The organism is Streptomyces sp. CB03234 (assembly GCF_001905885.1).
In the GTDB taxonomy this organism is placed as follows: Bacteria; Actinomycetota; Actinomycetes; order Streptomycetales; family Streptomycetaceae; genus Streptomyces.
Map to the genome: position 1 here is coordinate 1,035,004 of NZ_LIYH01000002.1, position 11,792 is coordinate 1,046,795.

The window sequence follows — 11,792 nt, forward strand, 5'->3', positions numbered from 1 at the left end:
TCCGCAAGAGGAGAAAAGGTGACGAGGTCCGGTCACGAGTATCTGGCGTCGCTGCGCGACGGCCGGGAGATCTGGCTCGACGGGGAGCGGGTCGAGGACGTGACCTCGCACCCGGCGTTCCGCAACACCGCCGCCTCGATCGCCCGCCTGTACGACCTGGCGCACGACTCCGAGCACACCCCGGTCCTCACGCAGGGCGGCGTCCACCGCGCGTACGCGATCCCGCGTTCGTACGAGGACCTCGTGGCGCGCCGTGAGGCGTACAAGGTGTGGGCGGAGGCGAGCTTCGGCTTCCTGGGCCGCACGCCCGACTACATGGCGGGCGGCGCGGCGGGCTTCGCGGCGCTGCCGTCGCTGTTCCGGACGGAAGGCTACGACGGTTCCGCCGCCGCCCTCGCGTACCACCGGCGGCTCGCCGAGGGCGACCTGTACCCGACCTTCACCATCACCAACCCGCAGATCGACCGGACCAGGTCCGCCTCCGAGCAGGAGGAGGACGACCTGGTGGTGCGGGTGGTCGCCGAGAAGGACGGCGGGATCGTGGTGCGCGGCGCCAAGATGATCGGCACCGCGGCGGTCTTCGGCAACGAGGTGATCGTCGGCACGATCGAGCCGCTCGCCCCGCAGGACGTCGAGCACGCGGTGTGCTTCTCGGTGCCGATCGACACCCCGGGCCTGAAGTTCATCTCCCGTACGTCGTACGAGGCGCAGGCGCGCAGCGTCTTCGACAACCCGCTCTCCTCGCGTTTCGACGAGAACGACGCGCTGCTCGTGTGCGACGACGTGTTCGTGCCGTGGGAGCGGGTACTGGCCTACCGGAACGTGGACGTGTCGTTCGGCATGTGGTGGCGGACCCCCGCATACCTGAACTTCGTGCACCAGGCCGCGACGCGGTTCTGGACGAAGCTGGAGTTCCTCACCGGTGTCGCGATCCTGATCACCAAGGCCAACAACACCTACCAACTGCCGCCCGTCACCCAGGCGATCGGCCGCCTCCTCGGCCGCGTCGCGCAGGCCAAGGCGTTCGTGCTGGCGGCGGAGGCGTCGTACGAGGAGGTCGACGGCGGGCGTGGCGGTGTCGCGCCGGGCAAGGACATCTCGTTCGCGCAGCGCATCATGGCGGGTGAGCTGTACCCGCAGGCCGTCCAGGAGATCAAGCTCCTGGCGGGCGGCGGCGTCATCCAACTGCCCGCGTCCGGCGAGGACCTGCTGCACCCGGAGCTGGGCCCGCTGGTCCGCAAGTACATCCGCTCGCCCGGCACCCCGGCCGAGGACCGCGTGAAGCTGCTGAAGCTGGCGTGGGACGCGCTGGGCTCGGAGTTCGCGGGCCGCCACGAACAGTACGAACGCTTCTACCACGGCGCCCCGCACGTCTATCTCATGCAACAGGCCTGGGAGGGCGACGCCCCGGCGTGCGAAGCCCTGGCCCAGGCCTGCCTGGACGGCTACGACCTGAGGAGTACCCGATGACCGGGCGGGCGGCGGCGATGGACCGGCCCGACCGCGCGGTCCGTACTCCCGCGCTCGCCCCGGGCGGGCGGGCCCCGATTCCCCGTCCCACCCGTGCCGGGCACACGGCCCCGGCCCGGCCCGGCACGGCCGATCCGGGGTGGCACCGGGCCGGTGGCGCGGGTGACCCCGGTTGGCACCGGGGCGGTGGCGCCGCCTGTGCGCAGCCGGGGCGGGTGCGTGTGGCCGATCCGGGGTGGCACCGGGACGGTGGCGCGGGTGATCCGGGTTGGGACCGGAGGGGTTTCGCCGGTGATCCGGGTTGGGACCGGAGCCGTGGTCGCGCGGGTGCCGGTGCGTGGCGTGCGGGGGGCGGGGCGGCGGCGTCCGGCGGCCGGGTGGAGCGCGTGCTCCCGGCGGCCGGGCTGTCCGGGCGGTCCGGGGCGTCCATGCCGGGCGCGCCGTCGCGGTGGAGCCCGGCCGATCCGGGGTGGCATCGCCGCCCGGGGCGTGGGAGCCGTCGATGAGGGGGAGGTCCGAGAGCCGGCGCGGCGCGCTCGGGGTGCTGGCGGCGACGCAGCTGCTGATGATCATGGATACGGCGATCATCAACGTCGCCCTGCCGTCCGTCGGTGACGACCTCGGGGCCGGGTCCGCCGGTCTGTCCTGGGTGGCCAACGCCTACCTCATCACCTTCGGCGGGCTGCTCCTCCTCGGTGGCCGCGCCGCCGACCTGTTCGGGCACCGGCGGCTGTTCATCGGCGGGCTCACCCTCCTCGCGGCCGCCTCCGCCGTCGGGGGGCTCGCGCAGTCCACCGGCGCGCTGATCGCCGCGCGCGCCGTGCAGGGCGTCGGGGCGGCGCTCGCCGCGGCCGCCGCGTTCGCGCTGCTGCTGATCCTCTTCCCGGACGGCCCCGCCCGGCACAAGGCGCTCGGCGCGTTCGCCGCGATGGGCGGGCTCGGCGGCGTCCTCGGCACCGTACTGGGCGGCGTCCTCACCGACCTGCTCGGCTGGCGCTCCACCTTCTGGCTGAACGTCGCCGTCGCCGCGGTGCTCGGCCTGCTCGCCCCGCGCCTGCTGAAGGGCGGCACCCGGGGCGCCGAGCGCGGCTTCGACCTGCTCGGCGCGCTCACCGCCACCGGCGGCCTCGGCCTCGTCGCGTACGCGCTCGTCGGGCGCAGTCCCGTAGCGGGTGTGGCCGGCGCGGGGCTGCTCGCGCTGTTCGCCGTGACCGAGACCCGCGTCGCCCGGCCCCTCGTCCCGCCCGCCGTACTCAAGCGGCCCGCGCTGCGCCTCGCCAACGGCCTCAGCGCGCTGGCCCAAATGGCGCTGTTCCCCATGTTCTTCCTGGTCAGCCTCTACCTGCAGAGCGTGCTCGGCCAGTCGCCGCTCGCCGGCGGACTCGGCTTGCTGCCGCTGTCCCTGGTCGTCGTCGCCACCGCCCCGCTGACCGGCCGCCTCATCTTCCGCCTGGGCCTCGGCCGGACCATGACCCTCGGTTTCGGCCTGCTGCTGGCCGGCATGGTCTGGCTCGCCCTGGCCCTGAGCGCCCACGGAACGTTCGCCACCACCGTCCTCGCGCCCAGCCTCGTGCTGGGTGCCGCCCTGCCGCTGGTCATGGTCACCACCAATGTGGCCGCCACGGCAGAGGCCACGCCCGAGGAGACCGGTCTGGCCTCCGGGCTGATCAACACGAGCCAGCAGTTCGGATCCGTCCTGGGCCTGGCCGTTCTCGTGGCCGTGGCCACCACCCGTACCGGCACGGCCACACCCCAGGCCGAAACCGCGGGCTTCCAGGCGGCGCTGCTCGTCGGCGCCGCGTTCGCCGCCGCCGCCGCACTGCTGTCCGTACGGCTGAGCCTGCCCGCGCCCGCCCCGGCGCCGCCACGCCAGGACCGGGTGGGCGACCCGCGGTGACCGCCTGACCAGCGACCACCGCGCCACTCCCGAACCCACACTGCCCGAGGGGGGCATCCCGTTGACCCTGTACGACCTTGTCGCGCCCGGTCTCGATACCTGTGCCGAACCGCGCTACCGCATCACCGAGATACGCGACGCCGACCCGCTCGGCGCCGACGCGCTGCTCGCCGCGCTCCCCGCGATGAACCGTGACGCCGACGTCGCCGCGCTCACCGTCGCGCTGCGCACCCTCGTACCCGACCTCGACCGGGTCTCCGAGTGGTGCGTCATCGAGGCGCTCGCCGCCATGCGCGACCTCGGCATGCTGCTCGGCTCGCTCAAGCGGCACGGCGTCCAGCCGGTCGCCGCCGTCCCCGAGGTCCTGCCCGTCCTGGAGGAACTGGCCCGCCGCACCGACATGGTGCCCCGCGACACCGTGCACCACTACACCACCTGGAACCCGCTCGGCCCCCGGCAGCGGATGTACACCGGCCACGAGATGGAGGCCCACCTCCAGGAAGCCGTCCGGATGGTCTTCCCCAGCCTCGTCGCCGCCCTCGACACCTGCGGCCAGCTGGCCCGCCTCGAACCGTACGACCCCGGCTTCGCCCTCGCCCTGGACCGCACCGCACAGCACGTCCAGGCGATGGTCGACGCCATCGACTTCACCATCGCCAACGTCTCGCCGTCCTACTTCGCCCGCACCCTGCGCCCCTACTTCGAGGAGGTTGACGTCGCAGGCCGCGACTACCTCGGCCCGGCCGCCGCCCAGGTGCCGCTGTGGCTGGTCGACCTGACGGTCTGGCAGTGCGACCGGCCCCACCCCGGCTACGACGCCTTCCTCGACGAATCGGTCGAGTACAGCCTCCCGGCGTGGCGCGACTTCCACGCCACCCACAAGGGCGGCGTCTCCGCCGTCAGCAAACTGTCCGCCGCGCTCAGCTGGGAGACCGTCCACCAGCTGCCGCCCCAGCTCCTGGCGTCCGCCCACTCCCTGGCGCGGGTGCTGCGCATCCTCAAGACGTTCCGCGCCCGCCACATCGGCATCGCCCGCAAGGCCTACAGCGACGAGGTACGGCTGTACGACGAGGGCAGCGGCGGAGCGCCGGTCGCCCTGCTGCGTTCCGTGCTCGACCTCACCCGGGACAACGAGACGCTGGTGCGCCAGGCCACGGAGCGGCCGCGCCCCAGCGCCGCGTGAGGGGGTGACGGCATGACCCCGCACATACTCGTCGCCGGCGGCGGAGTCGCCGGCCTGACCGCCGCGCTGGCCCTGCACGCCGCCGGGTTCCCCCGTGTCACCGTCGTGGAGGCGGCGCGCGAGATCCGGCCAGTGGGCGCCGGGCTGAACATCATGCCCAACGCCGTACGCGAACTCGACGCGCTCGGGCTCCTCGACGACCTGGAGGCCGACGCCGTACGCACCCGGGAGCTGCGCTACTACCACCGCTCGGGCGGGCTGATCTCCCGCGAGCCGCGGGGCCTGCGCGCCGGCTACCGCTGGCCCCAGCTGTCCATCCACCGCGGCCGGCTCCAGCAGGTCCTCGCCGACGCGGTACGCCGTCGGCTCGGCCCGTCCGCGATCGTCACCGGTGTCCGGGTGACGGGGTTCGAGCAGCTGCCCGACGGCCGCCCGCGCGTGCGCCTGGAACACCGGGAGGGCGCCATGGGCGGCCGGGCGTCGCTGGAGCCGGACGTCCTGATCGGCGCCGACGGCATCCGCTCGGCGGTCCGCGCCGCCCTCAACCCCCGCGAGGGCGAGCCGCCGTGGAACGGCATGCTGGTGTGGCGGGGCATGTCGTGGATGGACGCGCGCCGGGCCGGAACGTTCATGCTCATCGCGGGCGACGACCGGCAGAAGGCCGTCGTGTACCCGATGGCCGAGCGGCCCTCCGGCGACGTCCTCGTCAACTGGGCGCTGGCGATGCCCGCCGACAGCATCGCCGGCCCGGCCGCCCGCGGCGACTGGAACCGTGTCGTCCCGGTGTCGGACTTCCTCCGCCACTACGACGGCTGGGAGTTCGACGGCGTCAGCGTCCCCGAGGTGCTGCGCGCCGCCGACGCCGCGTACGAGTACCCCATGGTGGACCGCGAGCCCCTGCTGCGCTGGAGCCACGGCCGCACCACGCTCGTCGGGGACGCCGCCCACGCCATGTACCCCATCGGCTCCAACGGCGCCACCCAGTCCATCGTCGACGCCCGGGCCCTGGCCCACGCCATGGTCCTCCACCCCGGCGACCCGGCCGGTGCCCTCGCCGCCTACGAGGCCGAGAGGCGCCCCGCCATGACGGAGCTTCAGCGCGCCAACCGGCGCCTGGGGCCGGAGGTCGTCATCAATCTGGCCCATGAACGCGCCCCCGGCGGCTTCACGCACATCGACGACGTGATCCCGGCGCACGAACGGCGCGAGATCGCCGCCCGGTACGCCGCGACCGGCGCGTTCGACCCGGAAACGGTCAACGCGGGCTCCCCGTACGAGGTCCCGGTGAGTACGACGTGAGTACGACGTGAACGCGCTCCCCTGAGTGCGCCGTGGTTGCGGAGGGCGGGGTGCCGATAACGTCGGAGGGTGAAGGCGGACGCACAACGCCCGTGCGTTCCGCCCCGATACGTACCTGCCCTGCGAAGGTGGAACACGTGAAGGCAATCCGTCGATTCACCGTGCGCCCCGTCCTCCCCGACCCGCTCCGGCCGCTCAGCGACCTCGCGCGCAACCTGCGCTGGTCCTGGCACGCCGAGACCCGTGAACTGTTCCAGGCCGTCGACCCCGAGGGGTGGCGGGCGGCCGGCGGCGATCCCGTCCGGCTGCTGGGCTCCGTGTCCGCGGCCAGACTCGCCGAGCTCGCCCGCGACCGGCGGTTCCTGCGCCGCCTGTCCGCCGCCGCCGACGACCTCGACGACTATCTGCGTGGCCGCCGCTGGTACCAGCAGCAGAACAGCGACCTGCCGGCGGCCGTCGCCTACTTCTCGCCCGAGTTCGGTGTCACCGCCGCCCTGCCCCAGTACTCCGGCGGCCTCGGCATCCTCGCCGGTGACCACCTCAAGGCCGCCTCCGACCTCGGCGTACCCCTGATCGGTGTCGGACTGCTCTACCGGCACGGCTACTTCCGCCAGTCGCTGTCCCGGGACGGCTGGCAGCAGGAGCACTACCCGCTCCTGGACCCCAACGAGATGCCCGTCAGCCTGCTGCGACAGCCCGGCGGCGCGCCCGTCCGGGTCTCCCTCGCCCTGCCGGGTGGCCGCTGCCTGCACGCCCACATCTGGGTGGCGCGGGTCGGCCGCGTACCGCTGCTGATGCTCGATTCGGACGTGGAGGAGAACGGCCCGTCCGAGCGGGACGTCACCGACCGGCTGTACGGCGGGGGCAGCGAGCACCGGCTGTTGCAGGAGATGCTGCTGGGGATAGGGGGTGTCCGGGCGGTACGGGCGTACTGCGAGCTGACCGGCCACCCCACGCCCGAGGTGTTCCACACCAACGAGGGGCACGCCGGGTTCCTCGGCCTGGAGCGCATCCAGGAACTGAGCGAGGAGGGCGTCGAGTTCGACGCCGCCCTGGAGGCCGTCCGCGCGGGGACGGTCTTCACCACCCACACCCCCGTCCCGGCCGGTATCGACCGGTTCGACCGCGAGCTCGTCGCCCGCCACTTCGGTGACGGCGCCGAGCTGCCCGGCGTCGACGTCGAGCGCATCCTCCGGCTCGGTATGGAGACCTATCCAGGCGGTGAGCCCAACCTCTTCAACATGGCCGTGATGGGGCTGCGCCTCGCCCAGCGCGCCAACGGCGTCTCCACCCTCCACGGGGCGGTCAGCCGGGGGATGTTCGCCGGCCTGTGGCCCGGGTTCGACCCGGACGAGGTGCCGATCACCTCCATCACCAACGGCGTCCACGCCCCGACGTGGGTGGCGCCCGAGGTGTTCCGGCTCGGCGCGCGGAAGATCGGTGCCCAGCGCGCCGAGGACGCGCTGAGCGTCGGCGGCTCGCAGCGCTGGGACGCGGTCGGCGAGATCGCCGACGCCGAGATCTGGGATCTGCGGCGCGACCTGCGCGAACAGCTGGTGACGGAGGTACGGACGCGGCTGCGCGCCTCGTGGCGGCAGCGGGGCGCGGGCTCGGCGGAGCTGGGCTGGATCGACGGGGTCCTGGACCCCGACATCCTGACCATCGGGTTTGCCCGCCGGGTCCCCTCGTACAAGCGGCTGACGTTGATGCTGCGGGACCGCGACCGGCTGATGGAGCTGCTGCTGCACCCGGAGCGGCCGGTGCAGATCGTGGTCGCCGGCAAGGCCCACCCGGCGGACGACGGCGGCAAGCGGCTGGTGCGGGAGCTGGTCCGGTTCGCGGACGACCCGCGCGTACGCCACCGGATCGTCTTCCTGCCCGACTACGGCATGGGCATGGCGCAGAAGCTGTACCCGGGCTGCGACGTGTGGCTGAACAACCCGCTGCGGCCGCTGGAGGCGTGCGGGACGTCCGGGATGAAGGCGGCCCTGAACGGCTGCCTCAACCTGTCCGTCCTGGACGGCTGGTGGGACGAGTGGTACGAACCGGACTTCGGCTGGGCCATCCCGACCGCCGACGGCCCGACCACGGACGAGGACCGGCGTGACGACCTGGAGGCGGCCGCGCTGTACGAGCTGATCGAACAGCGCGTCGCGCCCCGCTTCTATGACCGGGGTGCGAACGGTCTGCCCGAGCGGTGGATCGAGATGGTCCGCCGTACGCTCGCCAACCTGGGCCCCAAGGTGCTGGCGGGGCGCATGGTGCGGGAGTACGTGGAGCGGCTGTACGCCCCGGCCGCCCTCGCCCACCGGTCGCTGGACACCGGCGCGGCCCGTGAACTGGCCGCGTGGAAGAACCGGGTGCGGGCCGCGTGGCCGCGCGTGGCGGTCGACCACGTCGAGGTGGACGAGGCCAACGGCGTCGCCGAGCTGGGCTCCACGCTGGCGCTGCGGGTGCGGGTCGCCCTCGCGGACCTCCAGCCGGAGGACGTCGAGGTCCAGGCGGTGGCGGGCCGGGTCGACACCGACGACCGGCTGCGGGACGCCCAGACGGTGCCGCTGAAGCCGGCGGGCGGGCCGGACCAGCAGGGCCGGTGGGTGTACGAGGGCCCCCTGACCCTCGACCGGACGGGCCCCTTCGGGTACACGGTCCGGATACTGCCGACGCACCGGCTCCTCGCGACGGGCGCCGACTTGGGGCTGGTGGCGCTGCCGACGGAGGCGACGGGGGAGGGCGCGGGCGTCCTGATGCGCTGAGCGGGGTTCTTGTCCGGCTCGTCGCCCCTCCCCTCGTGGGGGGCGACCAGCCGTGCGCCGCTCGGCCTGCCGCCCCCGCGTGCCGGGACATCGGCCGCCGGCCTTTTTCCGGCCGCGAATTTATTGGCCGACCCCTTTCTGTCTAGTTGATGCCAAAAGCAGGGGAATTCACCACCCGGACGGGTGAATGGGTTCCGGCGAATGGTCCGAACGGCGGTACTCGGGCATGTCAGAAGTGCACCCCACACACTCCCCGAGTAACGTTCGGAGGTTTGCTCGTGACCACGGCCACCGTGCTGCCGTCCATCGGCGCCGAAATCCCCTGTAGTTGCTACGCGGCGAACGTGCCGCTCAAGATCCGCACCGCCCTGGTGAACGTCGAGTTCAAGGGCGGCATCAAGGTCCGGGTGGAGACCCACCCCGACGAGCCGCCCCACAAGGCCGTCGTCCTCAAGGTCATCGGCCACAAGGTGGAGGCCGACCACCCGGAGCTGGGCCGCATCACCATCGAGCAGGAGAACATGGAGGCGACTCCGGACAGCCTGCTCAAGATCGTCCAGCACTTCCCGCCGAAGCTCAGCGCGACGATGTTCCTGTCGTTCAAGCTGACCATCGAGCGGCCGCCCGGCGCGGGGGGCAACGAGGGCGCGCGCCCGGAGCCGCTGGTCCTGCGGACCAAGGAGCCCGCGAAGCTCCTGAGCCCGGAGCTCAGCAAGTTCCCGCCGGACGGGGACTTCTACCGGCTGGAGAACCCGATCAAGCTGGTCCACCCGGACACCGACCAGGTCATCGCCTCGATCGACAAGTTCCCCGTCCGCGTCGGCGGCTGAACCGGATCCGGTGACGGCGAGGGCGGGGTGCCTGTGATGAGCCATGCCGACATTCCGGCGGCGACGGCGGGCGCCGGAGTCGTACGGGGCGTGCGTATCTGCCTCGTCCTCATGGTCCGGCTGCTCCTCCTGGGCTGCCTCGCCCTCCGCTGCTGGCTGGTGCCGGGGAGGGCCGGTTTCGCACCACGGCGGGACGCCTGGCTCCTGGCCACGGTGACCGCACTCGGGCCCGCCTTCGTCAAGACCGCGCAGATCCTCAGCACCCGTGCCGACGTGGTCCCCCGTCATGTCGCCCGGGTGCTGAGCACCCTGCACGACCAGGTGCGCCCGCTCCCGCTCGGCGACGCGTCACGGCACTTCGGCCCCGAACTGAGACGCGCGCTGCGGGACGACGGCCCCGCCCTGGCCGCGCGCCGCCCGGTGGCGGCCGGCACCATCGCCTGCGTCTACCGGGCCGACCTGACGGACGGCCGGACCGTCGCCCTGAAGGTCCGCCGGCCCGGTGTGGTACGCCAGTTGACCACCGACCTGGCCATCATGCTGGCCCTCGCCCGGCTCGTTGCCCCGCTGCCGCCACTGCGCGGCGTGCCGGTGACCGACATCGTGCGGCAGCTCGCCCAGTCCCTGCGCGGACAGCTCGACTTCCACCGTGAGCGGCGCAGCCTCCGCTTCCTGAAGGAGAACCTGGCCGAGGTGGACCAGGTGCGGGTGCCGGCCGTGTACGAGGAGCTGTGCGGCCCCGACGTCCTCGTCATGGAGTACCTCGACGACCTGCACCGGCCGCCGCCCGAAGGACCGGACGGCGAACAGGCCGCCGTCACCGCGCTGCGCGCCGCGTACCACATGCTCTTCCTCGACGGCCTCGTCCACTGCGACCTCCACCCCGGCAACCTGATCTGCGGACCGGGCGGCGCCGTGACCATCGTTGACGCCGGGTTCACCGTGCGCCTGACCGAGCACGCCCGGGACAGGTTCACCGACTTCTTCGACGCGATGAGCCGCGGGGACGGACAGGCCTGCGCCGACATCGTGCTGTCCACCGCACGCACCGGCCGGGACACCGACACCGCCGCGTTCCGGCGCGACCTCGCCGCCCTCGTCGACTCCTGCGGGGGAGTGACCACCGCCACCTTCGACCTGATGGACTTCGCCGTCCGGCTCTTCGCCCTTCAGCGCCGCCACGGACTGTACGCCGACCCCCAATTCGTCTTTCCCATTCTGTCGCTGCTGGTTCTGGAGGGCACGGTCCGCTCGCTCGGCCCCGATCTGGATTTCCAGGCCGTGGCGAAGCCGTATCTGATGATCGCCCTCATGGAACGCGCCATTGCCGCCGCTCAGAGAAAACAGGAGTCCGGCTGACATGCTTTCCACTTTCTCCTCCTCTCCCGCCGTCGTGCCGCGTCCCCTGCGCCGCGTCGTCATTCCCCTGCTGCGCCAGGACACGGCGCAAGTCGACTTCGGCGTACGCCGCTTCCGGCTCCGCCCCGGACCGGCGCGCGACATCCTGCAGGCCGCCGGGCAGGCCTTCCTCCGCGGCTTCCACGCCACCCTGCGCGCCCGCACCCTGTCCGACCTGGCCGGAGAGGTGGAACGGCTCCCGGCCGAGCGGCGCGGATTCGCCTACGAGGGCGCCGGCATGGCCTGCGGCGTACTGGACCTGCTCACCGCCTCGCGCGGCCGCCGGTTCGCCGCCCTGCTGGCCGGTCCCGCCGCCCGTTACCCGCACCTCGCCCAGGTGGGGGCGGGGTGGGCGTACGCACGGCTCGGGCTGCGGCCACGGGGCGGCATCCCCGGCGCGGACCCGCCCGAGCGCTGGCTCGCCTGGGACGGATACGGCTTCCACCAGGGCTTCTTCCACCCCGACCGGGTCATCGGGCGGCAGCACGTCGAGCGGGGGCTGTCCCCCGACGAGCGGGCCATCCGCGACCAGGGCCTGGGGCGGGCGCTGTGGTTCCACGAGTGCGCAGACCCCGACGGCATCGCGCTGCGGATCGCGGAGTTCCCGGCGGCGCGGCGCGGCGACCTGTGGAGCGGCGCCGGACTCGCCGCCACGTACGCGGGCGGGGCGACACCGGAGGAGCTGGGGCGCCTTGCCGACCTGGCAGGCGAGCACGGCCCGGACCTCGCCCAGGGGGCCGCCTTCGCCTGCGAGGCCCACCGCGTCTCCGGCGTCGTCCCCGCGCACACCGCCGAGGCCGCGCCCCTCCTCACCGGAACCGGCGCCGAGCAGGCGGCCGACTGGACCGTCCGCTCCCTCACCGCCCTCGGCCCCGAGGCCACCGGCACCGGCCACTACCAGCGGTGGCGCGCCGGTATCCGGGCCGAGTACGTCCGCAGCCGCAGAGGGGACCGCTGAC

The 11,792-nt window shown here is 73.3% G+C and carries 8 protein-coding genes; all 8 read left to right on the forward strand.

What is annotated here, in order from left to right:
• Positions 1 to 18: 18 nt before the first annotated feature.
• The 8 genes from AMK26_RS11690 (at position 19) to AMK26_RS11725 (ending at position 11,791) form a co-directional block, all read left to right on the forward strand.
• Entirely contained in the window at positions 19 to 1,470 is a 1,452-nt protein-coding gene (locus AMK26_RS11690; RefSeq protein ID WP_073754443.1) for a 4-hydroxyphenylacetate 3-hydroxylase family protein, read from the forward strand.
• Between the two features lie 502 nt (positions 1,471 to 1,972).
• Positions 1,973 to 3,367 carry an MFS transporter gene (locus AMK26_RS11695; RefSeq protein WP_073754444.1) on the forward strand — a complete coding sequence of 465 codons (1,395 nt, stop codon included), beginning with the start codon at positions 1,973 to 1,975 and terminating at the stop codon, positions 3,365 to 3,367.
• A 61-nt stretch (positions 3,368 to 3,428) separates the two neighbouring features.
• Complete coding sequence (locus tag AMK26_RS11700; protein WP_073754445.1) at positions 3,429 to 4,550, forward strand: monodechloroaminopyrrolnitrin synthase PrnB family protein; 1,122 nt, start codon at positions 3,429 to 3,431, stop codon at positions 4,548 to 4,550.
• 12 nt (positions 4,551 to 4,562) lie between these two features.
• The gene (locus AMK26_RS11705; protein ID WP_073754446.1) at positions 4,563 to 5,849 is read left to right on the forward strand and encodes an FAD-dependent monooxygenase; all 1,287 of its coding nucleotides are present in this window, start codon (positions 4,563 to 4,565) and stop codon (positions 5,847 to 5,849) included.
• A gap of 137 nt (positions 5,850 to 5,986) precedes the next feature.
• Positions 5,987 to 8,605 carry an alpha-glucan family phosphorylase gene (gene glgP / locus AMK26_RS11710; RefSeq protein ID WP_073754447.1) on the forward strand — a complete coding sequence of 873 codons (2,619 nt, stop codon included), beginning with the start codon at positions 5,987 to 5,989 and terminating at the stop codon, positions 8,603 to 8,605.
• Between the two features lie 278 nt (positions 8,606 to 8,883).
• A complete protein-coding gene (locus AMK26_RS35600) occupies positions 8,884 to 9,435 on the forward strand; it encodes a hypothetical protein (protein ID WP_079277543.1) in 552 nt (183 codons plus the stop codon).
• Between the two features lie 36 nt (positions 9,436 to 9,471).
• Complete coding sequence (locus AMK26_RS11720) at positions 9,472 to 10,794, forward strand: ABC1 kinase family protein (RefSeq protein ID WP_073754448.1); 1,323 nt, start codon at positions 9,472 to 9,474, stop codon at positions 10,792 to 10,794.
• A 1-nt stretch (position 10,795) separates the two neighbouring features.
• Positions 10,796 to 11,791, forward strand: a complete 996-nt coding sequence (locus AMK26_RS11725) for a DUF1702 family protein (RefSeq protein WP_079277544.1) — start codon at positions 10,796 to 10,798, stop codon at positions 11,789 to 11,791.
• Position 11,792 lies beyond the last annotated feature (1 nt).

What these genes read in the sequence shown, in the direction of transcription:
- AMK26_RS11695 (WP_073754444.1), top strand. Translation starts at nt 1,973, where the DNA reads ATGAGGGGGAGGTCCGAGAGCCGGCGCGGCGCGCTCGGGGTGCTGGCG.
- AMK26_RS11705 (WP_073754446.1), top strand. Translation starts at nt 4,563, where the DNA reads ATGACCCCGCACATACTCGTCGCCGGCGGCGGAGTCGCCGGCCTGACC.
- AMK26_RS11720 (WP_073754448.1), top strand. Translation starts at nt 9,472, where the DNA reads ATGAGCCATGCCGACATTCCGGCGGCGACGGCGGGCGCCGGAGTCGTA.
- AMK26_RS11725 (WP_079277544.1), top strand. Translation starts at nt 10,796, where the DNA reads ATGCTTTCCACTTTCTCCTCCTCTCCCGCCGTCGTGCCGCGTCCCCTG.